The sequence below is a fragment of the Escherichia sp. MOD1-EC5495 genome, assembly GCF_002965965.1.
Taxonomy (GTDB): Bacteria; Pseudomonadota; Gammaproteobacteria; order Enterobacterales; family Enterobacteriaceae; genus Escherichia; species Escherichia ruysiae.
Map to the genome: position 1 here is coordinate 1 of NZ_PTRI01000017.1, position 25,637 is coordinate 25,637.

Genomic DNA, 25,637 nt, shown 5'->3' on the forward strand with positions numbered 1-25,637 from the left:
ACCGACGACCTTCGGGTTATGAGCCCGACGAGCTACCAGGCTGCTCCACCCCGCGCCTGAAACGTGGCAAATTCTACTCGTTTTGAGTAAAAAATGCAAATACTGCTGGGATTTGGTGTACCGAGACGGGACGTAAAATCTGCGGTCATTATAGTGATCCACGCCACATTTTGTCAACATTTATTGCTACTCACGTGAATGGATATCCAGTTCACTTTCATTGATTGAATAATTTCTACCTCACCTTACTTCTCTTAAACGCATTATTTTACAAAAAACGCACTAAACTCTTCCGGTCTCCGATAAAAGATGATTAAATGAAAACTCATTTATTTTGCATAAAAATTCAGTGAGAGCGGAAATCCAGGCTCATCATCAGTTAATCAAGCAGGGTGTTATTTTATGACGACGATTCTCAAGCATCTCCCGGTAGGTCAACGTATTGGCATCGCTTTTTCTGGCGGTCTGGACACCAGTGCCGCACTGCTGTGGATGCGACAAAAGGGAGCTGTCCCTTATGCATATACTGCAAATTTGGGTCAGCCAGACGAAGAGGATTATGATGCGATCCCTCGTCGTGCTATGGAATACGGCGCGGAGAACGCTCGTCTAATCGACTGCCGCAAACAACTGGTGGCCGAAGGCATTGCCGCTATTCAGTGTGGTGCTTTCCATAACACCACTGGCGGCCTGACCTATTTTAACACCACGCCGCTGGGTCGCGCCGTGACTGGCACCATGCTGGTTGCTGCCATGAAAGAAGACGGCGTTAACATCTGGGGTGATGGCAGCACCTATAAAGGAAACGATATCGAACGTTTCTATCGTTACGGCCTGCTGACCAACGCGGAACTGCAAATTTACAAACCGTGGCTTGATACTGACTTTATTGATGAGTTAGGCGGTCGTCATGAAATGTCTGAATTTATGATTGCCTGCGGTTTCGACTACAAAATGTCCGTCGAGAAAGCCTACTCCACCGACTCCAACATGCTTGGTGCCACGCACGAAGCGAAAGATCTGGAATATCTCAATTCCAGCGTCAAAATCGTCAACCCGATTATGGGTGTGAAATTCTGGGATGAGAGTGTGAAGATCCCGGCAGAAGAAGTCACGGTACGTTTCGAACAGGGTCATCCGGTGGCGCTGAATGGCAAAACCTTTAGCGATGATGTGGAAATGATGCTGGAAGCCAACCGCATCGGCGGTCGTCACGGCCTGGGCATGAGCGACCAAATCGAAAACCGTATCATCGAAGCGAAAAGCCGTGGTATCTACGAAGCTCCGGGGATGGCGCTGTTGCATATCGCTTATGAACGTCTGCTGACAGGTATTCACAACGAAGACACCATCGAGCAGTATCACGCGCATGGTCGTCAGTTGGGTCGTCTGTTGTACCAGGGACGTTGGTTCGATTCCCAGGCATTGATGCTACGTGACTCTCTGCAACGCTGGGTTGCCAGCCAGATTACAGGTGAAGTTACCCTGGAGCTGCGTCGCGGGAATGATTACTCCATCCTTAATACCGTCTCTGACAATCTGACTTACAAACCAGAACGTCTGACGATGGAAAAAGGTGACTCGGTGTTCTCGCCAGATGATCGTATTGGTCAACTGACCATGCGCAACCTGGATATCACCGATACTCGCGAGAAACTTTTCGGTTATGCCAAAACGGGTCTGCTCTCATCTTCTGCAGCTTCAGGCGTACCGCAGGTTGAGAATCTGGAAAACAAAGGCCAGTAATTCGACGTTAACCCTGCCCATCAAGGGCGGGGTTATCTGGATTTCCTCTGTAAAATCTTTTCTTATAATGCCATGCGCATTATGCAAAGATGAAAGATGAGATAAACAATGAGATTGAAAATAGGGAAGGCGACTCGCAATAAATCTTATAGTCGCCTTCATATGAGTAAAATATTCTCTTTATCGATTTCACCGATGACATTATTACGTCATCCTGTGTCAGGAACCGATCTTCGCACTTATAGCTGACGCTGCTCCAGACTGCTATATATTGCCTTTATTTCATTTTTTACGCCTTCGCCACGGTACACCAAAGACGTATCGTATCGTTGATATTTATCTTCCCGCGCGGCACTGAACCAGTTAAAAGATCCGACGCACAGCAGCTCTTCATCCTCAATCACAATTTTGCTGTGGACACGATTAACCAATTTCGTAGCGATACCCATATTATTGAGCTTTTCAACAGCATCATTCAGCAGATGTCGTTTCTCCTGACGCTTACCATCATCGACATGCGCTATATTGCAGTTTTTATCCGTCACCACGGTAATATCAATGCCCCGGGAACGGGCCAGAGCCATTGACGCCAGAAACCCGGTTTGCTCCACTTTTTGCCAGGATAACCAGGGAGAAATGATCGTTATTTTCTTTTGAGCCCCGGCAAGAGCCTTATTCAAAAATGCATCATGCTGCTCCACACCATGCAGCGTTGAAATTTGTGCATTTGCGGAACTTAAATCTTGTCGTTTCTGAAACTCAAATTGCAACGCATTGTTGTCTGAAGCAAACAGATATGTAGCCAGTAATCCTCGCGGCGAGGAAGCCGGCTGCATCTCAATAAGGTCCATATCCCCAAAAACCAGAAAACTATCTTTCGCACGCGAGACTGCGACATTGAGGATGCTGCTATTGCTATCAATAAACCGCCCATCCTCATGTTTTGAATAGACCGTAGAGAAAAGAACTATCGCCCTCTCCGCCCCCTGCAAGGAATGCACAGTTCCCACGGTCAGCGAATCATCTTCGTCACTGCAATTAATCTCCAGCTTACGCAATGACGTCTTGATGGCATTAACCTGTGCCGAAAATGGCGTCACAATGACAACGACTTTATACAACGGTTTGTAGTGGTCAACAAAAACTGGCCACCGAGTTAGAGTTTTCCAGTATCGATTTTCCGATTCGTTTGGGGGTAACCCACCGTTATATTCGTGCGGTCTTAGTGCGCTGTAATATCCAACGATATAGTCCGTTATGGCGTGAGCTGCCTCGCTGAAGCTTACGTAACCCACCACCGGCATCCATTCGTTCTTCAGACTCCTGAAGAAGCGTTCCATTGGGCTGTTATCCCAGCAGTTTCCGCGCCGGCTCATACTCTGCCTGATCCGGTATCGCCACAGTAACTGCCGGAACTGCCTGCTCGTATAATGACTGCCACTGTATAGTTCTGGTCAACAACCAGTTGAGCGGATTCGCATTTGAATTCAGGACTAAAATTTCTTCTTTTCATTTGTGCACCTGTGTTGTTCTGAGGTGAGCATATCACCTCTTTTCAGGTGGCCAAATTCAGTAAACCACTTCAAATCCTCTATCCCTGTAACATATTGCTCGAATCCTCAGCACAAACCATTCAGATCCCGCCACAACAAACATCCGCTCTTTAAGTGCTTATTGATCGTTTTAATCTATGTCTGTAATCGTTATGATTAGAAAACTTGCTCCAGTGTCGTTTTTGAGAGCTGTCGTGTAATTAGCCGCAACCGCAATAGTCCCCAAAGGTTATTACGCGAAAAATTTATTGAATTATAAAGAATGATGGAGAGACAACTATGTCATTACTTGAATATATCAGTGATGAAGATCTTTTTAACGAAGTTGAAACCTTATTAACGAAAGCTAAAAAGAAAAAAGACGCTGCTGAGAAGACTTTTACCAGCAATGTTATTGACCCTTTTGGCGCACTTTTTGAAGCTCCGGGGTTCTCATCCCATGAAGAGTGGCGAAACTCCGAACTAGCACGACAACAGCAGAAAACCATTCAAAATCATGTTGGTACTTTTCACCAAAAAATCCTCGGCCATGTTGAAGGATGGCGGGATATGGGTATTGGTGGCATCGTTGATCTTCTCAACGAAGAAAGAAAAATCATCGCTGAGGTGAAAAATAAATACTCAACGGTTACTGGCGGGGATTTAGCAGATAAGTATAAAGGTTTAGATGAGTTGGTATCACCGAAACATAGCCGATTTAAGGATTACTGCGCGTACTTTGTTAATATAATCCCTCGTAAACCTATCAGATATGACATCCCTTTTACCCCTTCCAATAAAGGTAGCGGTACTCAGTGTCCTTCGAACCCTAACATTCGAATCATTGATGGTGCGAGTTTCTATGAGCTTGTCACTGGCAGACCAGATGCTCTGCAAGAACTCCATAGTGCTCTTCCTCACGCAATTGAGTATATTTTGAGCGAACGTTTTGGGCAGCAAGGCTTTTCCATCCCTGATAAAGATAGTTTTATTAAGTATTTTGGGCTCGCTTACGGCTAATAACCATGATCAACGTTTGACAAAGTACATGTAAACCCATACAGTAGTAACCATGACTAATGTTGGCATGGTTACTAAATATGTTAAAGGAAGAGTTTTCACTTTCAGAAGTTGCAGACATTTTGGGCGTTTCAAAAGAAACTTTAAGGCGTTGGGATACTGCTGGAAAATTAGTTTCTCAAAGAAATGACGAAAACAACTATCGATTTTATAAAAAAGAGCAACTTAAAAATTTTGAACAAGCTCAGTTTTTATTTAAAAGCCAGTGGTCTGATGAGACTAAAATAAGCAATAATGTTTATACTGTATTAGAGTTATTTGCTGGCGCAGGGGGGATGGCTTTAGGTTTAGAAAAAGCCGGTTTAAAATCTGTTTTACTAAATGAAATTGACTCCCATGCTTGTAAGACGTTACGAAAAAATAGGCCTGAATGGAATGTGGTTGAAGGTGATGTGAGCCAAGTAGACTTCACACCTTATAGGAATACCGTTGATGTGCTGGCTGGTGGCTTTCCTTGCCAGGCATTCTCTTATGCAGGCAAAAAACTTGGTTTTGAAGATACACGGGGCACCCTTTTCTTTGAATTCGCCCGAGCCGCTAAAGAAATCAATCCGAAAGTTCTTTTAGCAGAGAATGTTCGAGGGTTGCTAAATCATGATGATGGACGAACTTTAGAAACAATAAAAAATATTATCACAGACTTGGGCTACACTTTATTTGAGCCGAGAGTACTTAAGGCTATTTTCTACAAAGTGCCGCAAAAACGCGAGCGTTTGATCATTGTAGCTGTAAGAAATGATCTTGCTGATGGCATCGATTATGAGTGGCCTTCTTCTTACAATAAAATATTAACCCTTAAAGATGCATTAAAAAAGGGAGAGTTGTACGATAGCGACGTGCCAGAATCTGAGGGACAAAAATATCCCAAAAGAAAAGCAGAGATCCTAAGTATGGTTCCTCCCGGTGGCTATTGGAGAGATCTTCCAGAAGATATTCAAAAAGAATACATGCTCAAGAGTTTTTACTTAGGAGGGGGCAAAACTGGTATGGCTCGTCGCTTGTCATGGGATGAACCAAGCCTAACATTAACATGTGCCCCAGCACAGAAACAAACAGAGCGTTGCCACCCAGAAGAAACAAGACCATTAACTGTGCGTGAGTATGCAAGAATACAGACCTTCCCCGATGACTGGGTATTTGAAGGCCCAATGTCAGCGAAATATAAGCAAATAGGAAATGCTGTTCCTGTTAATCTGTCATTTGCTGTTGGCAAATCTGTGGTACATCTTTTAGATAAGATAAATAAAAGATAACCATACTGGGTAGGTTTCATGGCCTACCCTTTTATTCTTACCCTATGTTGGATTCGTTAGATTTATTGCAAAATAATTCTTACGATACATCTCCCCTCTCCGCATCATTAGCAGAACGATGTACTACAGCACGTTGGTGCCTGGTTCGATAGCAATGATCCGGCACACGGAAGACATGAGGCGCTGCGGTTTACCTATTGCATCACAATGGCGATATCGATAATTCTAAAGGAAGACGCGGACAGCAGCCTCATCAGTACGGCGCAACTCCAACCGCCGGAACCATTCAACAGGAAACGATACACATCTTCGAATACAGCGACATTTGTAATCTGTTCAGGCAGCGGCATGTTGCCGAGGTATTCCAGATAGCCCCCTTTCGCTTTTATTAATAGTTTACTGTCCGTTAGTTTATAAGCTTTTACTATTATCTAACCGGGAAATACAAGCAGAGGCACTCGCCATCAATAAGTTAATGACTAGTCCTGATATAAGTTGACACTTTTCTGTCTGTAAAACGCCTGATGAACGTCATCGGGCGTTTTGTATTTCAGAGCCAGATGTGGCCGCTCACAGTTATAAATTGTCACGGACTCTTTTACCATTTCCCGGGCCTGCATCAGGTCTGCAGGACGCGAGAGTAAAAACTCATTTTTCAGGATACCGTTTATTCGCTCAGCCAGTGCGTTCTGGTAGCAGTCATAACCATCAGTCATTGAACAGGTTATTCCGTTTTTCTCATGGACTGACTGATAAAGAGCTGAACAGTATTGCAACCCTCTGTCAGAGTGATGTACCAGAGGACCTGTCGTTTTTCTTCGCCTCAGAGCCTGTCTGAACGCTTTTACCACATTTTCTGTCTGCAGATTTTCCCCGACATGGTAACCCATGATTTTTCTGGAGCAGGCATCAGTGACCAGACTCAGATAAGCCATGCCGCTGAGCAGGGGAAGGTAAGTAATGTCGGCAACCCAGACCTGCTCTGGCACAAGGGCGGTAACCTGCTCCGGGTCGTGTTTCAGCAGATTGGGATGCCGGTAAAAGCGGTGATGGCTGTTGGTGGTTTTGTGATATGCCCGTTTTACTGGCACCAGGAGCCGGTATTCATCCAGCAGGTTAAACAGGCGGTCTCGTCCGATATTCAGCCTTTTATCGGCCTGAGTATTCAGCAGATAGTGCAGTTTACGCGCACCGATTCGAGGCTGACGACATCTGATACGGGCAACAAAATCAAGAACCTGAGCATGATGTTCCTGGCGTTTTCTGCGCCTTGCGTTGTCCTGATACCATGCCTGTCTGCTGTGCCCCAGGAACTGACATGCACGCGTAACAGTTATTTTTGGGGCCGAACTTTGCGCGAGGACTTGCCGGGCCGCTTTTTTACGATACTCACCCCGTAATCATTTTTCAGGACATTGATAACCGACTCAAAAAACTCAGCTTTCTGGTTCGCCAGCTCAAGCTGCTCTTCAAGTTCCCTGATTCTTTGCTCGGGTGTGAGCGGGATAGTTGTCTGAGTCACAGGCAGTTTCCTCTTCACCAGATCAGGAAGTCCGGGACTCCAGTCAAGCTGGCCATATTTACGCAACCAGACAAGAACGGTGGAGCGCCCCTGAATGCCATACCGCTGCTGGGCCTGTTTATAGGTCATCTCGCCTTTTTCAACCTGCTCAACAACAGCTATTTTAAAGGATAGAGGATAATCACGTTGGGTGCGTTTGAACTCAGTCATCATCACGTTCTCCGGATTTAAGTCTGGAACGTGTCAACACTATTCAGGACGGGTCATAGACACAAAAAAAGCCGCCCTTGAGCGACTTGATGTGCATACGATGTGGTGCGAAGGCCGCACAGCTCTTTCAAACATAATTCATTGAAATTAATGTGATTTATTAACCCAAAAATCACTTTGTATACTCAGCGCGATTCTCTGAGAAATCAACAACCTGAATAATCAGTCGGTACTTTAACGCTTCACAATGTTTATCGGAATTTCAAGTAAAGACAAATGCTGCATATCAAGTATTCAGGATGGATAACGCTAAGCTCCTAAACCTGGAGTAAGCCTCATCCCATGTGATCTTTCGCTCTCCATACACCATTGGAGAAACAAACTGCTGATAGCGCATCTGGTAGAGAGGATTGTTCGCCAACTCATCCAGTCCCATTTTTAACTCATCAACTGGACACGCGCAAAACTGCGGGTACTGGTTGCCGTAACGCTGAATGTCCTGCTCAATAGTTTGTTGAACAAAATCAACGAGCAGACTCATATCAACATGACTCGTCTCAACAATACAGTTTGTATCGTAGATATGACGTACCAGCGATGCATCATCAAATCGCTCAACATCTCGCACAACTGCCGCAGTACGACGTAACATCGCCACCAGCTTTTCAGCCTGTGTGCTAATGATAGTTGCGCATGGAAACGCTGAAACAATAGCCGCTTTTCCCGTGATCCCTGTTACCAGTGAATGAATATCCCGTAATTCAGAAGGCTCCAGTAACTTCGCTTCCATCAGTTCCAGTCGGATAAAAGGACGCAAACAAGGTGCCTGCACCACTCGCTGTGGATAACGAACAGGTATGTCATTATAGCGATATTCATCCCGCGTCACTTTTGGGTAATCATCATCAAAATTGAACACACCCGATGAAGCTATTGCACTGGAAACTGCCTGAAAAATTTCTTTACGGGTATTTTTTCGCTGAGTGCGGGAAAGTGTCTGAAATGCATCCTTAGGCACCAGTTTGATATCCACATCTTCCGACATGCGATTAAGTGCGACACCTGATTTTGCCAGAGCTGTTCCTCCGGCAAACACCAATTGATGAGTATCGAACACCAGAGGTTTAAGTAATTGCAAAAGCTCAACGATATAGTGATCTTTTTCCACAATTGCGACAGACTCAATACCAAGCGCGTCAGCCACTTCAGAAAAAAGAGTGGTTAAATCATCCATTTAATCTGCTGTTCCCTACAGATAATACGCGTTTAAAACGCCGGGGGGTTTTTATCTCCGGTGAAGCTGGGATCTGCGTAGAAGTACCGCTGTTGTATGCCTGCGTTGCACCAGCAAAACGATAGCGTACTTTCAGGCGTTCCAGCGTTTCGACAATCACCGCTGAAGAGCCTCCGGGAGCCGCTGGCATTACCTTACCTGTAATACTGTTCCGCCGTGCTTTGGTATATACGCCATAACCAACCTTCAACAGTTGCCCTTCCCTGACAAGATCGCGCAATACCCGACCAACCTGATCGTAGCCTGCAATATCTTTAAAGTCGTCACGAGTAAATACGTAACGTTTAGAACGTTTCAGTCGTGACTGAATGCGTGCTTTTATCGTCATATTCGCCTCCTGAGTCATTGCATAAAGAGTAGCAAAAATACGACATTTTAGATAGCAAACATACGACATTCATTTTGCTGATAACGCTGACGGATAGTGCTTCGCCACAATGTCATTCATCTTATCCACCAGATCCAAACGTTTGAAAGTGATATGCCCACTGCCTTTCTGGTAATAGCGGATGACAAATAAATCGTCATCAAATACCTGCTCATGCGGGTGAGCACTAACGAAGTCCATAAACCGAATCGAAACATCATGCCGGTTATCGGGAATGGTCTTCCCATCCAGCAGATAGAACATCCGTTCCAGATCGGCGAGTTGATCTCCTCGCCAGCCCCAGTTCAGGCTGTAGCCCCATCTGTCATGCTTCACCAGATTGTTAACGATAATCTTCTTACCGAAATAACAGGGATTATTGGTTTTGTAATCCCAGCTCAATCCCTTAAATACATTGATAATCCCACGTTCGAAAACGTCCTGCTTGTTGTTGTGGAGTTGTTCAAAGGTACTCAGGATGTTGGCTTCGCTAATCGCCGGAAGATCGCCCTCCTCCAGGTTATTTGCCCACTGACTGCGGGCTTCGGCATCCATCAGAGTCAACATCCCGGACTTCAGCATGAGATCGCGCCAGATGCTGCGATCGATATTGCGGGTGATGTGGGTTGAGTCAGGTTGACTTCAGTTGAGGAGAAAAGCTGGAAAAGCCTTGTGTAGCGCGGATTTCAGGCATAAAAAAAGACCTCAGTTGAGGTCTATTTACATACTTTTGGTGCCGAAGGCCGGACTCGAACCGGCACGTATTTCTACGGTTGATTTTGAATCAACTGCGTCTACCGATTTCGCCACTTCGGCACTGAAGAGGTATGCGGAAAACGTTGTGGATTATACCTGTCATGCGCCGCCATGCAAGCGCCAGCTTACGCCTGCCTCGCTAAGTGCTGAAAATTTCGGCATTGTATTCCACGATGTGTAACCTCTGTCACACTCCAGGCACCTGCCGACCATGCTCTACACTTCCCGCAGCAAAGTCGCACCAACAACCGAACTGTTCCCAATGTCGAAAATTAACGATGCCATCCAGCATGTACGTGACGGTAAGGCGCGCTGCCGCGTGGTCCTGAAAGCCGACTTCTAATCCCTTTATCAGGTCGATTCTGCCCGGCCTTTAAGACATCTCGCAATCGGCTGAATTTAGTGGTGAAAACTTTTCAACCGTGCCTATACTCCAGGCAGGGAACTGGAGGAAATCTCATGAGCGAACCACTTTTAATTGCACGCACGCCTGACACGGAACTGTTTTTATTACCCGCTATGGCTAACCGTCACGGGCTGATTACTGGTGCAACGGGGACGGGTAAAACTGTCACGCTGCAAAAACTAGCGGAATCACTGTCAGAAATCGGTGTACCCGTGTTTATGGCCGATGTGAAAGGCGATTTGACCGGGGTTGCACAGGAAGGTACGACCTCGGAAAAACTGCTCGCTCGGTTGAAAGGTATCGGCGTCAACGACTGGCAACCACATGCGAATCCAGTGGTGGTATGGGATATTTTTGGTGAGAAAGGTCATCCAGTGCGGGCAACGGTATCGGATCTCGGGCCGTTGTTGCTGGCGCGTTTGTTGAATCTCAACGACGTGCAAACTGGCGTGCTGGATATCATCTTCCGCATTGCTGACGATCAGGGACTGTTGTTGCTCGACTTTAAGGATCTTCGAGCCATTACCCAGTACATCGGTGATAACGCAAAATCATTCCAGAATCAGTATGGCAATATCAGTAACGCATCTGTTGGTGCAATCCAGCGCGGATTACTGTCGCTGGAGCAGCAAGGAGCGACGCATTTCTTTGGCGAGCCGATGCTGGATATCAAAGACTGGATGCGTACCGATGCTAACGGTAAAGGCGTTATCAATATCCTTAGCGCCGAAAAGCTCTACCAGATGCCAAAACTGTACGCTGCCAGTCTGCTGTGGATGCTTTCTGAGCTGTATGAGCAACTGCCGGAAGCGGGGGATCTGGATAAACCGAAACTCGTCTTTTTCTTCGACGAAGCGCATCTGTTGTTTAACGATGCACCGCAAGTGCTGCTGGATAAAATTGAGCAGGTAATACGGCTTATCCGCTCGAAAGGCGTGGGCGTCTGGTTTGTCTCGCAAAACCCTTCGGATATACCCGACAACGTACTCGGGCAGTTGGGGAATCGCGTTCAACACGCTCTGCGCGCCTTTACGCCGAAAGACCAGAAAGCAGTGAAGACGGCAGCGCAAACCATGCGACCCAATCCAGCGTTTGATACAGAAAAGGCAATCCAGGAGCTGGGAACCGGCGAAGCGTTGATCTCATTTCTGGATGCGAAAGGTAGTCCTTCTGTGGTGGAGCGTGCAATGGTGATTGCACCTTGTTCACGGATGGGACCGGTGACGGAAGATGAGCGTAACGGCCTGATTAATCACTCGCCGGTATATGGCAAGTATGAAGATGACGTGGATCGGGAATCTGCCTATGAGATGCTGCAAAAAGGAGTGCAAACCAGTACCGAACAGCAAAATAATCCACCAGCCAAAGGAAAAGAGATGGCTGTGGATGACGGTATTCTCGGTGGGTTAAAGGACATTTTGTTTGGCACTACCGGACCGCGTGGCGGAAAGAAAGATGGCGTAGTACAGACTATGGCGAAAAGTGCCGCCCGCCAGGTCACGAACCAAATTATACGCGGTGTGCTGGGGAGCTTGCTGGGAGGGAGAAAAAGGTAAGTAAGGTGCTGTCTGTGCCCCTCACCCTAGCCCTCTCCCCAAAGGGGCGAGGGGACCGATCGAGCTCGTATTTGACTTTATCAAAAATCTGAAAGGGAGCTTTCGCTCCCTTTCTTCACTCATCTGGTTACGATTTTCTCATTAACAGCCACAGGCTGATTAAGAAGAAACTTGCACTTGGCAACAGTGCGCCGATGATCGGCGGGATGCCGTAAACCAACGTCAGCGGGCCGAAGATCTGATCCAGTACATAGAACACAAAACCGAAGCTGATACCAGTAACCACGCGCACGCCCATCGGCACGCTACGCAGTGGGCCGAAGATGAACGACAGAGCCATCAGCATCATCACCGCCACGGATAGCGGCTGGAAGATTTTGCTCCACATGTTGAGCTGATAACGTCCGGCGTCCTGACCGCTCGACTTCAGATACTTCACATAGTTGTGCAAACCGCTGATGGAGAGTGCATCCGGGTCCAGCGCCACCACGCCCAGTTTGTCTGGAGTGAGGTTGGTTTTCCAGGTGCCACTCACGGTCTGTGAACCGGTGATTTGTTTTGGATTAGTCAGGTCAGATTCATCAACCTGCGACAGACGCCAGACTTTATGTTCAGGATCAAACTTAGCGGAAGCGGCATAGCGCACAGATTGCAGACGACGATTTTCGTTAAAGGCATAAATACTGATACCCCCTAACTCTTCGTCACCTTTTACCCGCTCAATATAGACAAAATTATTGCCATCTTTAGCCCATAAACCTTGCTGGGTAGAGAGCAACGAGCCGCCGTACATCGCCTGTGCACGGTAGTTACGTGCCATCTGCTCGCCCTGCGGTGCGACCCATTCGCCAATCGCCATCGTCAGCAAGACCAGCGGAATGGCGGTTTTCATTACCGACAACGCCACCTGCATACGGGTAAAACCAGAAGCCTGCATCACCACCAGTTCGCTGCGCTGCGCCAGCATCCCAAGACCCAGCAACGCCCCCAGCAGAGCCGCCATCGGGAAGAAGATTTGCACATCTTTCGGCACGCTCAGCAGGGTATACATTCCTGCGCCTAACGCGTCGTAACTCCCCTGCCCGGCTTTTTTCAGCTGATCGACAAATTTGATAATGCCGGAGAGCGACACCAGCATGAACAGCGTCATCATGATGGTGGTGAAAATAGTTTTACCGATATAGCGGTCAAGTACGCCAAAAGGTTGCATCACACCGCTCCTTTACGCGAAAAACTGGCGCGCAGGCGGCGGACCGGCACGGTGTCCCAAAGGTTGAGAACAATCGCCAAAGCCAGATAAATCAGGTTAACAGTCCACATCCACAGCGTCGGGTCCAGCTTACCTTTGCCGCCGTTCGATTTCAGGGAGGTCTGGATCAGGAAGAAAAGCAGATACAGCAGCATCGCAGGCAGCATCGACAGTACGCGTCCCTGACGTGGGTTAACCACACTCAGCGGTACGACCATCAACGCCATCATAAACACGGTGAATACCAGCGTGATACGCCAGTTTAGCTCCGCACGGGCGCGATCGGTGTCGGTGTTCCACAACGTGCGCATGTCCATCTGGTCGGTATCGTTCGGGTCGAGCGCCACCGCCTGGTGACCAATGATCGCCTGATAATCCTGGAAGTCAGTAATGCGGAAATCACGTAATAGTGCAGTGCCTTCGAAACGCGTTCCCTGGTTGAGAGTCACCACCTGAGAGCCATCCCGCAACTGAGTTAAATGTCCGGAATCGGCCACCACCACAGAAGGTCGTGCATTACCTTTTGGTCGAATTTGCGCGAGGAACACATCTTTGAAATCGCTGCCGTCAACGCTTTCGATGAACAGCACCGAGCTGCCATTGGTCGCTTGCTGGAATTGCCCTTGCGCCAGCGCAGCCATGCCAGGGTTAGCTTTCGCTTCGGCTAACACCTCATCCTGATGACGCGATGACCACGGCCCCGCCCACATGACGTTAACCGCCGCGACAATCGCCGTGAACACCGCGAGAACCATTGCCGCTTTCACCAGAACCGCTTTGCTCAGGCCGCAGGCATGCATTACCGTAATTTCACTTTCGGTATACAGTTTACCCAACGTCATCAGCAGCCCGAGGAACAGGCTTAATGGCAGGATAAGCTGCGCCATTTCCGGCACGCCCAACCCGAGAAGGGAGAGCACCAGGTTCGCCGGAATGTCGCCGTCAACCGCTGCGCCGAGTATCCTCACTAACTTTTGACAGAAGAAGATCAAAAGCAAGATGAAGAGTATCGCCAGCTGGCTTTTGAGCGTCTCCCGAACCAGATATCTTATGATTATCACTTTAAATACGCCCGTAAAAACTCGTCTTTTGCAGGATTTTAGCTTGTTTCATGGCTTAAACGTCATTTATTCTCTTGAGTCGTCGAAATCGTCGCTAAGATAATTATACTCAACGGATTCACCTCTCAGATTTTGTTCTGACGTGCCAATGCCGTAATAACGTTAAGATTAACACGAAGTCATCGCAACAGCGGACATGAGTTACGAAAGCTTGCAATTCTATCTGTAGCCACCGCCGTTGTCTTTAAGATTCAGGAGCGTAGTGCATGGAGTTTAGTGTAAAAAGCGGTAGCCCGGAGAAACAGCGGAGTGCCTGCATCGTCGTGGGCGTCTTCGAACCACGTCGCCTTTCTCCGATTGCAGAACAGCTCGATAAGATCAGTGATGGGTACATCAGCGCCCTGCTGCGTCGGGGCGAACTGGAAGGAAAACCGGGGCAGACCCTGTTGCTGCACCATGTGCCAAATGTGCTCTCCGAGCGCATCCTCCTTATTGGTTGCGGCAAAGAACGTGAGCTGGATGAGCGTCAGTACAAGCAGGTTATTCAGAAAACCATTAATACACTGAATGATACTGGTTCAATGGAAGCGGTCTGTTTCCTGACCGAGCTGCACGTCAAAGGTCGCAACAACTACTGGAAAGTGCGTCAGGCGGTCGAGACGGCAAAAGAGACGCTCTACAGCTTTGACCAGCTGAAAACAAACAAGACCGAGCCGCGTCGTCCGCTGCGTAAGATGGTCTTCAACGTGCCGACCCGCCGCGAACTGACCAGCGGTGAGCGCGCGATCCAGCACGGTCTGGCGATTGCTGCCGGGATCAAAGCCGCGAAAGATCTCGGCAATATGCCACCGAATATCTGTAACGCTGCTTACCTCGCCTCTCAGGCGCGCCAGTTGGCTGACAGCTACAGCAAGAATGTCATCACCCGCGTTATCGGCGAACAGCAGATGAAAGAGCTGGGGATGCACTCCTATCTGGCAGTTGGTCAGGGTTCACAAAACGAATCGCTGATGTCGGTGATTGAGTACAAAGGTAATGCGTCAGAAGATGCGCGCCCGATTGTGCTGGTGGGTAAAGGTTTAACCTTCGACTCCGGCGGTATCTCGATCAAGCCTTCAGAAGGCATGGATGAGATGAAGTACGATATGTGCGGCGCGGCGGCGGTTTACGGCGTGATGCGGATGGTCGCGGAGCTGCAACTGCCGATTAACGTTATCGGCGTTCTGGCAGGGTGCGAAAACATGCCAGGCGGTCGTGCCTATCGTCCGGGTGATGTGTTAACCACCATGTCCGGTCAAACCGTTGAAGTACTAAACACCGACGCCGAAGGCCGTCTGGTGCTGTGCGATGTGTTAACTTACGTTGAGCGTTTTGAGCCGGAAGCGGTAATTGACGTAGCGACGTTGACCGGAGCCTGCGTAATCGCGCTGGGTCATCACATCACCGGCCTGATGGCGAACCATAATCCGCTGGCCCATGAGCTGATTGCCGCGTCTGAACAGTCTGGCGACCGCGCATGGCGTTTACCGCTGGGTGATGAGTATCAGGAACAGCTGGAATCCAATTTTGCTGATATGGCGAACATTGGCGGGCGTCCTGGCGGGGCGATTACCGCAGGTTGCTTCCTGTCGCGCTTTACCCGTAAGTACAACTGGGCGCACCTGGATATCGCGGGAACCGCATGGCGTTCTGGAAAAGCAAAAGGCGCAACCGGTCGTCCGGTAGCGTTGCTGGCACAGTTCCTGTTAAACCGCGCCGGGTTTAACGGCGAAGAGTAATTGCATCAGGCAATGCTGTTATTGTCGGATGCGGCGTGAACGCCTTATCCGACCTACACAGAGCACCGAACTCGTAGGCCTGATAAGACGCGACAGCGTCGCATCAGGCCATGTTGTGTATGCCTGAGGCGTATTTAAATCCACCACAAGAAGCCCCATATATGAAAAACGCAACGTTCTACCTTCTGGACAATGACACCACCGTCGATGGCTTAAGCGCCGTTGAGCAACTGGTGTGTGAAATTGCCGCAGAACGTTGGCGCAGCGGTAAGCGCGTGCTCATCGCCTGTGAAGATGAAAAGCAGGCTTACCGGCTGGATGAATCCCTGTGGGCGCGTCCGGCAGAAAGTTTTGTTCCGCACAATTTAGCGGGAGAAGGACCGCGCGGCGGTGCGCCGGTGGAGATCGCTTGGCCGCAAAAACGTAGCAGCAGCCCGCGCGATATATTGATTAGTCTGCGAACAAGCTTTGCAGATTTTGCCACCGCTTTCACAGAAGTGGTAGACTTCGTTCCTTATGAAGATTCTCTGAAACAACTGGCGCGCGAACGCTATAAAGCCTACCGCGTGGCTGGTTTCAACCTGAATACGGCAACCTGGAAATAATGGAAAAGACATATAACCCACAAGATATCGAACAGCCGCTTTACGAGCACTGGGAAAAGCAGGGCTACTTTAAGCCTAATGGCGATGAAAGCCAGGAAAGTTTCTGCATCATGATCCCGCCGCCGAACGTCACCGGCAGTTTGCATATGGGTCACGCCTTCCAGCAAACCATCATGGATACCATGATCCGCTATCAGCGTATGCAGGGTAAAAACACCCTGTGGCAGGTCGGTACTGACCACGCCGGGATCGCTACCCAGATGGTCGTTGAGCGCAAGATTGCCGCAGAAGAAGGTAAAACCCGTCACGACTATGGCCGCGAAGCCTTCATCGACAAAATCTGGGAATGGAAAGCAGAATCCGGCGGCACCATTACCCGTCAGATGCGTCGTCTTGGCAACTCCGTAGACTGGGAGCGTGAACGCTTCACCATGGACGAAGGTCTGTCCAATGCGGTGAAAGAAGTTTTCGTTCGTCTGTATAAAGAAGATCTGATTTACCGTGGTAAACGCCTGGTAAACTGGGATCCGAAACTGCGTACCGCCATCTCTGACCTGGAAGTGGAAAACCGCGAGTCGAAAGGCTCAATGTGGCATATCCGCTATCCGCTGGCTGACGGCGCGGAAACCGCAGACGGTAAAGATTATCTGGTGGTTGCGACCACTCGCCCGGAAACCCTGCTGGGCGACACCGGCGTGGCCGTTAACCCGGAAGATCCGCGTTATAAAGATCTGATTGGCAAATATGTCATTCTGCCGCTGGTTAACCGCCGTATTCCGATCGTTGGCGACGAACACGCCGACATGGAAAAAGGCACCGGCTGCGTGAAGATTACTCCAGCGCACGACTTTAACGACTATGAAGTGGGTAAACGTCACGCCCTGCCGATGATCAACATTCTGACCTTTGATGGTGATATCCGTGAAAGCGCCCAGGTGTTCGATACCAAAGGCAACGAATCCGACGTTTATTCCAGCGAAATCCCGGCAGAGTTCCAGAAACTGGAACGTTTTGCTGCGCGTAAAGCAGTCGTTGCTGCGGTTGACGCACTCGGCCTGCTGGAAGAAATTAAACCGCACGACCTGACCGTTCCTTACGGCGACCGTGGCGGCGTGGTTATCGAACCGATGCTGACCGACCAGTGGTACGTTCGTGCCAACGTGCTGGCGAAACCGGCGGTTGAAGCAGTTGAGAACGGCGACATTCAGTTCGTACCGAAGCAGTACGAAAACATGTACTTCTCCTGGATGCGCGATATTCAGGACTGGTGTATCTCTCGTCAGCTGTGGTGGGGTCACCGTATCCCGGCATGGTACGACGAAGCGGGTAACGTTTATGTTGGCCGCAACGAAGATGAAGTGCGTCAGGAAAACAACCTGAGCGCGGACGTCGCGCTGCGTCAGGACGAAGACGTTCTCGACACCTGGTTCTCTTCCGCGCTGTGGACCTTCTCTACTCTTGGCTGGCCGGAAAACACCGACGCCCTGCGTCAGTTCCACCCGACCAGCGTGATGGTTTCTGGCTTCGACATCATCTTCTTCTGGATTGCCCGCATGATCATGATGACCATGCACTTCATCAAAGATGAAAATGGCAAACCGCAGGTGCCGTTCCACACTGTTTACATGACCGGCCTGATTCGTGACGACGAAGGCCAGAAGATGTCCAAATCCAAGGGTAACGTTATTGACCCGCTGGATATGGTCGACGGTATTTCGCTGCCTGAACTGCTGGAAAAACGTACCGGCAACATGATGCAGCCGCAGCTGGCGGACAAAATCCGTAAGCGCACCGAGAAGCAGTTCCCGAACGGCATTGAGCCGCACGGTACTGACGCCCTGCGCTTCACCCTGGCGGCGCTGGCTTCTACTGGTCGTGACATCAACTGGGATATGAAGCGTCTGGAAGGTTACCGTAACTTCTGTAACAAACTGTGGAACGCCAGCCGCTTTGTGCTGATGAACACAGAAGGTCAGGATTGCGGCTTCAACGGCGGCGAAATGACGCTGTCGCTGGCGGATCGCTGGATTCTGGCGGAGTTCAACCAGACCATCAAAGCATACCGCGAAGCACTGGATAGCTTCCGCTTCGATATCGCTGCTGGCATTCTGTATGAATTCACCTGGAACCAGTTCTGTGACTGGTATCTGGAGCTGACCAAGCCGGTAATGAACGGTGGCACCGAAGCCGAACTGCGTGGTACTCGCCATACGCTGGTGACCGTGCTGGAAGGTCTGCTGCGCCTTGCGCATCCGATCATTCCGTTCATCACCGAAACTATCTGGCAGCGCGTAAAAGTGCTTTGCGGCATCACCGCTGACACCATCATGCTGCAGCCGTTCCCGCAGTACGATGCATCTCAGGTTGATGAAGCCGCACTGGCCGATACCGAGTGGCTGAAACAAGCGATCGTTGCGGTACGTAACATCCGTGCGGAAATGAACATCGCCCCGGGCAAACCGCTGGAGCTGCTGCTGCGTGGTTGCAGTGCGGATGCAGAGCGTCGCGTGAATGAAAACCGTGGCTTCCTGCAAACGCTGGCGCGTCTGGAAAGCATCACCGTGCTGCCTGCCGATGACAAAGGTCCGGTTTCCGTTACTAAGATCGTCGACGGCGCAGAGTTGCTGATCCCGATGGCAGGCCTCATCAACAAAGAAGATGAGCTGGCGCGTCTGGCGAAAGAAGTGGCGAAGATTGAAGGTGAAATCAGCCGTATCGAGAACAAGCTGGCGAACGAAGGCTTTGTCGCCCGCGCACCGGAAGCGGTCATCGCTAAAGAGCGTGAGAAGCTGGAAGGCTATGCAGAAGCGAAAGCGAAGCTGATTGAACAGCAGGCTGTTATCGCTGCACTGTAATCAATGCAGTAAAGAAAACGAAGGCCGGATCATACTCCGGCCTTTTTATTTAGATAAACGGAACATACGGCATAATACCGCGAGAAATCCACATTAACGGACCGCTATCCTGCGGTTTGTCATCATTGGTTAACTCCAGCGAATCAAGGTCACCCTGAACGTGGGTATTGTTGGCAATCCAGCTAATCATCCACATTTTCAACCAGGGGTAAGCCAGGCCACAGGTGATTGAGGCTCCCATTAATACTGCAAACATGCGCAGAAGCATAGCGAACGTGGTAATGGACGAATGAAAACGAATTGTTCCATTTGCCAGCGTTAAATTATTCAGAAACAGATTGCGTAACGTGACATAGAGATAACTGGAAAACACAAGAATCGCAACAAAATACAGGAAGTAGGAAGCCGTAATCTGCGGGTAATATTGCAATACAAGCTCACCTCCTGCATCAGACTGCCCCAACATGCTCATCATTATTAACTGCTGGAATACTGGCGCAATCATAATACCAATCACAATGATGAAAGGAGCCATAGTTAATATTGCGAGTGTACATCCTTTAATGCATTCTTTTACGTTTACCTGAATAGAAAATTTATTAATGCCAAAAGTTGCATTATTACCCAGCAATGGCATCCATTTACTATAGGTTATACCATGGACAACACCCAGCCCGATGGCAGAAAGCAAACTTAACGCGACTAAGTTAAAGAATAATCCTCCTATCGATGTCGTCACTTGCGCAATAAGATACAGTGCGAACCAAAAAGCTAACGCCAACAGAACAGGCAGACCTAACATGACCCACCATGCACGGAGCATCGAGCAGTTAAAGCCAAAGCGAATGCCATTCAGTGAGGTCATGTTCGCCTGATATTGCAGACTCTTCACTGCCATGCAAGGAATACCGCAGATCAAGAGAGCAAACAGGAGAAAACCAAGAACAAAGTGCTGGCCTGAAAAACAAGAAATACTGAGAAGATAAACGACCATAATAAGGAACATGCTAACGAAAATGGCACCACCAGTTCCCTTATAACTAAATGGTTGCCCATTGAGTGTCACATGTTGATAAATATAACGACGGCACTTCACCAATGCCCACGGCCCATATATTCCCAGAGTAATAATTGTCAGTAAAAAATTCACAAGACAAATAAGAAAATACTCACCACCTTTGCCTGTAAAAACAAATGAGTGACGAGATTTATCTTTCCCGACGGTTACACCATTCATGAATCATATCCCTAAAATAAATTCCATTCATATAGATAATAATCCCAGTAAATTGATACTGGTACGCCTAGAATACGCTTTCTCAAAGAGATATATGCTTAATATTTTCTGATTTATCTTCTTCTTGCACCGCATAAGCGAGGGTGGTATTAAAGTGAGCTATAAATCATACATTTGAAATTGAGCTATGCTATGAATGTTGTCGCTTCTCCCGCGCTCCGTTTGCGCAAACTTACTGCCGCCGATAATCCCGCCATCGCCAGCGTCATCCGCCAGGTATCCGCAGAATACGGTCTTACCGCTGATAAAGGCTACACCGTCGCCGATCCCAATCTCGACGAATTGTATCAAGTGTATAGTCAGCCTGGTCATGCGTATTGGGTAGTTGAACACAATGGCGAAGTGGTGGGCGGCGGCGGGATTGCGCCATTAGCAGGTAGTGAATCGGACATTTGCGAACTGCAAAAGATGTATTTTCTTCCTGCTATTCGCGGTAAAGGACTGGCGAAAAAACTGGCCTTAATGGCGATGGAGCAGGCGCGAGAAATGGGCTTCAAACGCTGCTATCTGGAAACGACCGCTTTTTTAAAAGAAGCGATTGGTTTGTATGAACATTTAGGTTTTCAACATATCGATTACGCACTTGGTTGCACGGGCCATGTCGATTGTGAAGTGCGGATGCTGCGTAAACTCTAAAAAAATGCCCGCTAGTGTGTACTAGCGGGCATTTTAATCAATTAATTAGTGACGAACACCGTCATCGTCTTCGTCGACATAATCTTCATCGTCGCCATCTTCGCCGTTAGGATCTTCAAAGTAAGTGCCCCAACCGTCGTATTCAACGTCGAATTTCTCTGCCAGGTTCATCAATTGCTCAACCTGGGCGTCGATAAGATCGGCATTCAACGCGCATTCGCTGAGGATGTCACAGCAAATTACGATATCGCCATCTTCCACTTCCAGCTCTTCCGGATCGGTCACTTCGTAACCGAGTTTAAACGCTTCAACCGCTGCTTTTTCCAGGGTTTCCAGATCGTCTGCGGAAAGGTGATGTTCGATGGTGTACAGCGCGTCCGGATCGCTGCCATCTTCCAGTAATTCTTCAATAATCAAACGCGTTTCTTCACGCTGTTCTTCCAGTTGTTCCGGGTTTGCCATGGCTCATTCCTCTTAATGTCCTGCCGATACTCTTATTGTCACACACCACTGACATTGCCTCCACCTTTGTGACAAAGATTTATGTTTTAGGCTTGCAAATGAATAATCATCCATATAAATTGAATTTTAATTCATTACAGCGTTAGCCACTGGAGGGATCTATGTCCGGGTTTTATCATAAACATTTCCTGAAATTACTCGATTTCACGCCAGCTGAACTCAACAGCCTGCTGCAATTAGCTGCGAAGCTGAAAGCCGATAAGAAAAGCGGTAAAGAAGAAGCCAGACTCACAGGTAAAAATATCGCGCTCATCTTCGAAAAAGACTCGACTCGTACCCGATGCTCTTTCGAAGTTGCCGCATATGACCAGGGCGCACGTGTCACTTATCTCGGCCCCAGCGGCAGCCAGATTGGCCATAAAGAGTCGATTAAAGATACCGCCCGCGTACTTGGTCGCATGTATGACGGTATTCAGTATCGCGGCTATGGTCAGGAGATTGTCGAAACGCTGGCGGAATATGCAGGTGTGCCGGTATGGAACGGCCTGACCAATGAGTTTCATCCTACACAGCTTCTGGCGGATCTGCTGACCATGCAGGAGCATTTACCAGGTAAAGCTTTCAATGAGATGACGCTGGTTTATGCCGGAGATGCACGCAACAACATGGGTAACTCAATGCTGGAAGCTGCGGCGTTGACCGGTCTGGATTTACGCCTGGTAGCGCCACAAGCGTGCTGGCCGGAAGCTTCGCTGGTTACGGAATGCCGCGCCCTGGCGCAGCAAAATGGCGGGAATATTACGCTGACAGAAGATATCGCAGCAGGCGTTAAAGGGGCCGACTTTATTTACACCGATGTGTGGGTGTCGATGGGGGAAGCGAAAGAGAAATGGGCAGAACGTATTGCATTGCTGCGTGATTATCAGGTGAATAGCAAAATGATGCAGTTGACCGGTAATCCAGACGTCAAGTTTCTGCACTGCCTGCCCGCGTTTCATGACGACCAAACGACGCTAGGTAAAAAGATGGCAGAAGAGTTTGGCCTGCACGGTGGGATGGAAGTGACGGATGAGGTCTTTGAATCTGCCGCCAGTATTGTTTTTGATCAGGCGGAAAACCGCATGCATACCATCAAAGCGGTAATGGTTGCGACGCTCGCCCAATAACGCCAGTACCGGAGGCGGCGTAACGTCGCCTCCAGCATAATCCACTTACGCCATCAGCATTTTCACAACCGCTTTGCGAACCTGGGCTGGCTCGCCCACTGCGCACAGTGGCTTGTGTACTTCACCCGGATAGAACACGACAAAGTCGCCTTCATTGAGGATAACTGTTTTCTCCTCAACACCTTCTGGCAAAAAGGCGATGTCTTTATCGGCTAACCAATCGGTATCCGGCGTGCCCGCAGGTTGTGTGCTGAAGGTCATGCCTTCCTGCCCTTTTAGTACAATCTGAATATCGAGATAGCGGGCATGGTACTCCGCACGGCGTGCTTCATTCGGCTCGGTCATATCTTCAGAGATAAGATAAAACAGGCGGTTGCCTTCGATGTCGTGCTTACCTTTTGGCGTTTCTGCCGTAGCGTGCGCTTTAATATACTCAATCGCCTGGCGTAACTCTTCCGGTAACCATTGCTGGAGATTATGAATATTTCCGATGATCATTTTTTCATTCCCTCAATTAAAACATCGTTTCATTTCTCTTGTTATACGTAATTCCTTACTGCCATACCAGCATTTTTTGCCGCCTGATTGCGCCAGCGCATATTTTTCCACCCACATTCCCCCCAAATTCATTTCGTTATAAATTCAAATTTGAAGCATATAAATTCACAACAATCGTTTACCTGGGGAATTTCTTGCATTAATCTCTTGATCCCACTTTCTGGCTGAGTATAATGCCGGACAATTTGCCGGGAGGATGTATGGTTCAGTGTGTTCGACATTTTGTCTTACCGCGTCTGAAAAAAGACGCTGGCCTGCCGTTTTTCTTCCCGTTGATCACCCATTCCCAGCCCCTCAATCGAGGGGCTTTTTTTTGCCCAGGCGTCAGGAGATAAACATGGCTAATCCGCTATATCAAAAACATATCATTTCCATAAATGACCTTAGTCGCGATGACCTTAATCTGGTGCTGGCGACAGCGGCGAAACTGAAAGCAAACCCGCAACCAGAGTTGTTGAAACATAAAGTGATTGCCAGTTGCTTCTTCGAAGCATCAACCCGCACCCGCCTCTCTTTCGAAACCTCAATGCACCGCCTGGGCGCTAGTGTGGTGGGATTCTCTGACAGCGCAAACACCTCACTGGGAAAAAAAGGTGAAACGCTGGCTGATACCATCTCGGTTATCAGCACTTACGTCGATGCAATTGTGATGCGCCATCCGCAGGAAGGCGCGGCGCGCCTGGCGACTGAGTTTTCCGGCAATGTGCCGGTGCTGAACGCCGGTGATGGTTCCAACCAACATCCGACGCAAACCTTGCTGGATCTGTTCACCATTCAGGAAACCCAGGGACGTCTGGACAATCTTCGCGTCGCAATGGTCGGCGACCTGAAATATGGTCGCACCGTTCACTCCCTGACTCAGGCGTTAGCGAAGTTCGACGGCAACCGTTTTTACTTCATCGCGCCGGACGCGCTGGCAATGCCGCAGTACATTCTGGACATGCTTGATGAAAAAGGTATCGCCTGGAGCCTGCATAGTTCCATTGAAGAAGTGATGGCGGAAGTGGACATTCTGTATATGACCCGCGTGCAAAAAGAACGCCTGGATCCGTCCGAATACGCTAACGTAAAAGCGCAGTTTGTCCTGCGCGCCAGCGACCTTCACAACGCCAAAGCCAATATGAAAGTGCTGCATCCGCTGCCGCGTATTGATGAAATTGCAACGGATGTCGATAAAACGCCGCACGCCTGGTACTTCCAGCAAGCAGGCAACGGTATTTTCGCTCGCCAGGCGTTACTGGCACTGGTTCTGAATCGCGATCTGGTACTGTAAGGGGAAATTGAGATGACACACGATAATAAATTGCAGGTTGAAGCTATTAAACGCGGCACGGTAATTGACCATATCCCCGCCCAAATCGGTTTTAAGCTGTTGAGTCTGTTCAAGCTGACCGAAACGGATCAGCGTATCACCATCGGTCTGAACCTGCCTTCTGGCGAGATGGGGCGCAAAGATCTGATCAAGATCGAAAATACCTTTTTGAGTGAAGATCAGGTAGACCAACTGGCGCTGTACGCACCGCAAGCCACAGTAAATCGTATCGACAATTATGAAGTGGTTGGTAAATCGCGCCCCAGCCTGCCGGAGCGCATCGACAATGTGCTGGTCTGCCCGAACAGCAACTGTATCAGCCATGCCGAACCGGTTTCTTCCAGCTTTGCAGTGCGAAAACGCGCCAATGACATCGCGCTCAAATGCAAATACTGCGAAAAAGAGTTTTCCCATAATGTGGTGCTGGCCAATTAATTGCGGTTGGTAATAAAAGTCTGGCTCCCTATAATGAGCCAGACTTTTTACCGCTGTAATAAAGGAGAAATCATGAGCAAAACTATCGCTACGGAAAATGCACCGGCAGCTATCGGACCTTATGTTCAGGGCGTTGATCTGGGCAGTATGATCATCACCTCCGGTCAGATCCCGGTAAACCCGAAAACTGGCGAAGTACCGGCAGACGTAGCAGCACAAGCGCGTCAGTCACTGGATAACGTGAAAGCGATCGTGGAAGCGGCTGGCCTGAAAGTGGGCGACATCGTTAAAACCACCGTGTTTGTGAAAGATCTGAACGACTTCGCAACCGTAAATGCGACTTACGAAGCCTTCTTCACCGAACACAACGCTACCTTCCCGGCACGTTCTTGCGTTGAAGTTGCCCGTCTGCCGAAAGACGTGAAGATTGAGATCGAAGCGATCGCTGTTCGTCGCTAATCTCTGTCAGAAAGATAATCCAGGAATCGCGCCTGGATTATC

At 48.9% G+C, this 25,637-nt stretch carries 23 protein-coding genes, 1 tRNA gene and 4 pseudogenes; 14 read left to right on the forward strand and 14 right to left on the reverse strand.

The annotated features are described in order from the left end of the window. Positions 1–402: 402 nt before the first annotated feature. On the forward strand, positions 403–1,746 hold the full coding sequence (gene argG, locus BEG40_RS14595) for an argininosuccinate synthase (protein WP_000207675.1): 1,344 nt from the start codon (positions 403–405) through the stop codon (positions 1,744–1,746). A gap of 239 nt (positions 1,747–1,985) precedes the next feature. On the opposite strand, the gene BEG40_RS14600 is transcribed toward argG, so the two are convergent. Together BEG40_RS14600 and BEG40_RS14605 are read right to left on the reverse strand one after the other, a co-directional pair. Further along, positions 1,986–2,867, reverse strand: coding sequence for an AAA domain-containing protein (locus tag BEG40_RS14600; RefSeq protein WP_105285679.1), 882 nt, complete (start codon positions 2,865–2,867; stop codon positions 1,986–1,988). A gap of 13 nt (positions 2,868–2,880) precedes the next feature. Further along, positions 2,881–3,185 (reverse strand): annotated as a pseudogene (locus BEG40_RS14605) (integrase core domain-containing protein); the annotation flags it as partial. A 393-nt stretch (positions 3,186–3,578) separates the two neighbouring features. Here BEG40_RS14605 and BEG40_RS14620 point away from each other — a divergent pair. Together BEG40_RS14620 and dcm are read left to right on the forward strand one after the other, a co-directional pair. Then, positions 3,579–4,298 carry an Eco47II family restriction endonuclease gene (locus BEG40_RS14620; RefSeq protein ID WP_105285639.1) on the forward strand — a complete coding sequence of 240 codons (720 nt, stop codon included), beginning with the start codon at positions 3,579–3,581 and terminating at the stop codon, positions 4,296–4,298. An 80-nt stretch (positions 4,299–4,378) separates the two neighbouring features. After that, positions 4,379–5,611, forward strand: a complete 1,233-nt coding sequence (dcm, locus tag BEG40_RS14625; RefSeq protein WP_105285640.1) for a DNA (cytosine-5-)-methyltransferase — start codon at positions 4,379–4,381, stop codon at positions 5,609–5,611. A gap of 91 nt (positions 5,612–5,702) precedes the next feature. On the opposite strand, the pseudogene BEG40_RS22125 reads toward dcm, so the two are convergent. From BEG40_RS22125 to BEG40_RS14655, 6 genes and pseudogenes are all read right to left on the reverse strand, one after another. Beyond that, positions 5,703–5,961: pseudogene (locus BEG40_RS22125) on the reverse strand (endonuclease domain-containing protein); the annotation flags it as partial. Between the two features lie 129 nt (positions 5,962–6,090). Then, a protein-coding gene (locus BEG40_RS14635) for an IS3 family transposase (RefSeq protein WP_105285641.1) occupies positions 6,091–7,346 on the reverse strand; the annotation gives its coding sequence in 2 pieces (ribosomal slippage) (positions 6,091–6,995 and positions 6,995–7,346; 1,257 coding nt in all). A gap of 283 nt (positions 7,347–7,629) precedes the next feature. Next, complete coding sequence (locus tag BEG40_RS14640; RefSeq protein WP_105285642.1) at positions 7,630–8,577, reverse strand: nucleotidyl transferase AbiEii/AbiGii toxin family protein; 948 nt, start codon at positions 8,575–8,577, stop codon at positions 7,630–7,632. After that, the gene (locus BEG40_RS14645) at positions 8,570–8,965 is read right to left on the reverse strand and encodes a DUF6088 family protein (RefSeq protein WP_000152740.1); all 396 of its coding nucleotides are present in this window, start codon (positions 8,963–8,965) and stop codon (positions 8,570–8,572) included. Before BEG40_RS14645 ends, BEG40_RS14640 begins: the two co-directional genes overlap by 8 nt. Positions 8,966–9,034: 69 nt before the next feature. Then, positions 9,035–9,625: pseudogene (locus BEG40_RS14650) on the reverse strand (DUF4942 domain-containing protein); the annotation flags it as partial. Between the two features lie 110 nt (positions 9,626–9,735). Continuing rightward, positions 9,736–9,820, reverse strand: a tRNA-Leu gene (locus tag BEG40_RS14655). A 151-nt stretch (positions 9,821–9,971) separates the two neighbouring features. Between BEG40_RS14655 and BEG40_RS14665 the strand changes: the two are divergent. Then, a pseudogene (locus tag BEG40_RS14665) lies at positions 9,972–10,103 on the forward strand (alcohol dehydrogenase); the annotation flags it as partial. A gap of 116 nt (positions 10,104–10,219) precedes the next feature. Continuing rightward, positions 10,220–11,722 (forward strand): helicase HerA-like C-terminal domain-containing protein, encoded by a 1,503-nt coding sequence (locus BEG40_RS14670; protein WP_105285644.1) that lies wholly within the window; start codon positions 10,220–10,222, stop codon positions 11,720–11,722. 127 nt (positions 11,723–11,849) lie between these two features. Here BEG40_RS14670 and lptG read toward each other — a convergent pair whose 3' ends face one another. From lptG to ytgA, 3 genes are all read right to left on the reverse strand, one after another. Next, entirely contained in the window at positions 11,850–12,932 is a 1,083-nt protein-coding gene (gene lptG, locus BEG40_RS14675) for an LPS export ABC transporter permease LptG (protein ID WP_010346283.1), read from the reverse strand. Beyond that, a complete protein-coding gene (gene lptF, locus BEG40_RS14680) occupies positions 12,932–14,032 on the reverse strand; it encodes an LPS export ABC transporter permease LptF (protein ID WP_000584137.1) in 1,101 nt (366 codons plus the stop codon). Before lptF ends, lptG begins: the two co-directional genes overlap by 1 nt. 62 nt (positions 14,033–14,094) lie before the next feature. Continuing rightward, the gene (ytgA, locus tag BEG40_RS22130; protein ID WP_211180521.1) at positions 14,095–14,145 is read right to left on the reverse strand and encodes a protein YtgA; all 51 of its coding nucleotides are present in this window, start codon (positions 14,143–14,145) and stop codon (positions 14,095–14,097) included. Positions 14,146–14,298: 153 nt separating this feature from the next. On the opposite strand from ytgA, the gene pepA reads away from it, so the two are divergent. The 3 genes from pepA to valS all read left to right on the forward strand — a co-directional run bounded on the left by pepA (position 14,299) and on the right by valS (position 19,270). Continuing rightward, positions 14,299–15,810, forward strand: coding sequence for a leucyl aminopeptidase (gene pepA, locus BEG40_RS14685; protein ID WP_000397162.1), 1,512 nt, complete (start codon positions 14,299–14,301; stop codon positions 15,808–15,810). 161 nt (positions 15,811–15,971) lie between these two features. Continuing rightward, positions 15,972–16,415, forward strand: coding sequence for a DNA polymerase III subunit chi (gene holC, locus BEG40_RS14690; protein ID WP_105285645.1), 444 nt, complete (start codon positions 15,972–15,974; stop codon positions 16,413–16,415). Further along, positions 16,415–19,270 (forward strand): valine--tRNA ligase, encoded by a 2,856-nt coding sequence (gene valS / locus BEG40_RS14695; RefSeq protein ID WP_105285646.1) that lies wholly within the window; start codon positions 16,415–16,417, stop codon positions 19,268–19,270. Before holC ends, valS begins: the two co-directional genes overlap by 1 nt. 49 nt (positions 19,271–19,319) lie before the next feature. Here valS and BEG40_RS14700 read toward each other — a convergent pair whose 3' ends face one another. Then, the gene (locus tag BEG40_RS14700) at positions 19,320–20,507 is read right to left on the reverse strand and encodes a YjgN family protein (RefSeq protein WP_105285647.1); all 1,188 of its coding nucleotides are present in this window, start codon (positions 20,505–20,507) and stop codon (positions 19,320–19,322) included. A gap of 192 nt (positions 20,508–20,699) precedes the next feature. Here BEG40_RS14700 and BEG40_RS14705 point away from each other — a divergent pair, with 192 nt between their 5' ends. Further along, entirely contained in the window at positions 20,700–21,203 is a 504-nt protein-coding gene (locus tag BEG40_RS14705; RefSeq protein ID WP_010353854.1) for a GNAT family N-acetyltransferase, read from the forward strand. 45 nt (positions 21,204–21,248) lie between these two features. On the opposite strand, the gene rraB is transcribed toward BEG40_RS14705, so the two are convergent. Further along, the gene (gene rraB / locus BEG40_RS14710) at positions 21,249–21,665 is read right to left on the reverse strand and encodes a ribonuclease E inhibitor RraB (RefSeq protein WP_000002947.1); all 417 of its coding nucleotides are present in this window, start codon (positions 21,663–21,665) and stop codon (positions 21,249–21,251) included. Positions 21,666–21,826: 161 nt separating this feature from the next. Here rraB and argF point away from each other — a divergent pair, with 161 nt between their 5' ends. Further along, positions 21,827–22,831, forward strand: coding sequence for an ornithine carbamoyltransferase (argF, locus tag BEG40_RS14715; RefSeq protein ID WP_000012938.1), 1,005 nt, complete (start codon positions 21,827–21,829; stop codon positions 22,829–22,831). A gap of 45 nt (positions 22,832–22,876) precedes the next feature. Here the strand turns inward: argF and tabA are convergent, their stop codons facing one another. Then, entirely contained in the window at positions 22,877–23,329 is a 453-nt protein-coding gene (gene tabA / locus BEG40_RS14720) for a toxin-antitoxin biofilm protein TabA (protein WP_105285648.1), read from the reverse strand. Between the two features lie 260 nt (positions 23,330–23,589). On the opposite strand from tabA, the gene pyrL reads away from it, so the two are divergent. From pyrL to BEG40_RS14740, 4 genes are all read left to right on the forward strand, one after another. Next, positions 23,590–23,724 carry a pyr operon leader peptide gene (pyrL, locus tag BEG40_RS14725; RefSeq protein ID WP_001296693.1) on the forward strand — a complete coding sequence of 45 codons (135 nt, stop codon included), beginning with the start codon at positions 23,590–23,592 and terminating at the stop codon, positions 23,722–23,724. A gap of 2 nt (positions 23,725–23,726) precedes the next feature. Continuing rightward, the gene (pyrB, locus tag BEG40_RS14730; protein WP_000013052.1) at positions 23,727–24,662 is read left to right on the forward strand and encodes an aspartate carbamoyltransferase; all 936 of its coding nucleotides are present in this window, start codon (positions 23,727–23,729) and stop codon (positions 24,660–24,662) included. A 12-nt stretch (positions 24,663–24,674) separates the two neighbouring features. After that, entirely contained in the window at positions 24,675–25,136 is a 462-nt protein-coding gene (gene pyrI, locus BEG40_RS14735; RefSeq protein WP_000148581.1) for an aspartate carbamoyltransferase regulatory subunit, read from the forward strand. Between the two features lie 72 nt (positions 25,137–25,208). Continuing rightward, positions 25,209–25,595: an enamine/imine deaminase gene (locus tag BEG40_RS14740; RefSeq protein ID WP_000047542.1), complete on the forward strand. Its 387-nt coding sequence runs from the start codon at positions 25,209–25,211 to the stop codon at positions 25,593–25,595. Positions 25,596–25,637: the final 42 nt, after the last annotated feature.

What these genes read in the sequence shown, in the direction of transcription:
- argG (WP_000207675.1), top strand. Translation starts at nt 403, where the DNA reads ATGACGACGATTCTCAAGCATCTCCCGGTAGGTCAACGTATTGGCATC.
- BEG40_RS14620 (WP_105285639.1), top strand. Translation starts at nt 3,579, where the DNA reads ATGTCATTACTTGAATATATCAGTGATGAAGATCTTTTTAACGAAGTT.
- dcm (WP_105285640.1), top strand. Translation starts at nt 4,379, where the DNA reads ATGTTAAAGGAAGAGTTTTCACTTTCAGAAGTTGCAGACATTTTGGGC.
- BEG40_RS14640 (WP_105285642.1), bottom strand. Translation starts at nt 8,577, where the DNA reads ATGGATGATTTAACCACTCTTTTTTCTGAAGTGGCTGACGCGCTTGGT.
- BEG40_RS14645 (WP_000152740.1), bottom strand. Translation starts at nt 8,965, where the DNA reads ATGACGATAAAAGCACGCATTCAGTCACGACTGAAACGTTCTAAACGT.
- BEG40_RS14670 (WP_105285644.1), top strand. Translation starts at nt 10,220, where the DNA reads ATGAGCGAACCACTTTTAATTGCACGCACGCCTGACACGGAACTGTTT.
- lptG (WP_010346283.1), bottom strand. Translation starts at nt 12,932, where the DNA reads ATGCAACCTTTTGGCGTACTTGACCGCTATATCGGTAAAACTATTTTC.
- pepA (WP_000397162.1), top strand. Translation starts at nt 14,299, where the DNA reads ATGGAGTTTAGTGTAAAAAGCGGTAGCCCGGAGAAACAGCGGAGTGCC.
- holC (WP_105285645.1), top strand. Translation starts at nt 15,972, where the DNA reads ATGAAAAACGCAACGTTCTACCTTCTGGACAATGACACCACCGTCGAT.
- valS (WP_105285646.1), top strand. Translation starts at nt 16,415, where the DNA reads ATGGAAAAGACATATAACCCACAAGATATCGAACAGCCGCTTTACGAG.
- BEG40_RS14700 (WP_105285647.1), bottom strand. Translation starts at nt 20,507, where the DNA reads ATGAATGGTGTAACCGTCGGGAAAGATAAATCTCGTCACTCATTTGTT.
- BEG40_RS14705 (WP_010353854.1), top strand. Translation starts at nt 20,700, where the DNA reads ATGAATGTTGTCGCTTCTCCCGCGCTCCGTTTGCGCAAACTTACTGCC.
- rraB (WP_000002947.1), bottom strand. Translation starts at nt 21,665, where the DNA reads ATGGCAAACCCGGAACAACTGGAAGAACAGCGTGAAGAAACGCGTTTG.
- argF (WP_000012938.1), top strand. Translation starts at nt 21,827, where the DNA reads ATGTCCGGGTTTTATCATAAACATTTCCTGAAATTACTCGATTTCACG.
- tabA (WP_105285648.1), bottom strand. Translation starts at nt 23,329, where the DNA reads ATGATCATCGGAAATATTCATAATCTCCAGCAATGGTTACCGGAAGAG.
- pyrL (WP_001296693.1), top strand. Translation starts at nt 23,590, where the DNA reads ATGGTTCAGTGTGTTCGACATTTTGTCTTACCGCGTCTGAAAAAAGAC.
- pyrB (WP_000013052.1), top strand. Translation starts at nt 23,727, where the DNA reads ATGGCTAATCCGCTATATCAAAAACATATCATTTCCATAAATGACCTT.
- pyrI (WP_000148581.1), top strand. Translation starts at nt 24,675, where the DNA reads ATGACACACGATAATAAATTGCAGGTTGAAGCTATTAAACGCGGCACG.
- BEG40_RS14740 (WP_000047542.1), top strand. Translation starts at nt 25,209, where the DNA reads ATGAGCAAAACTATCGCTACGGAAAATGCACCGGCAGCTATCGGACCT.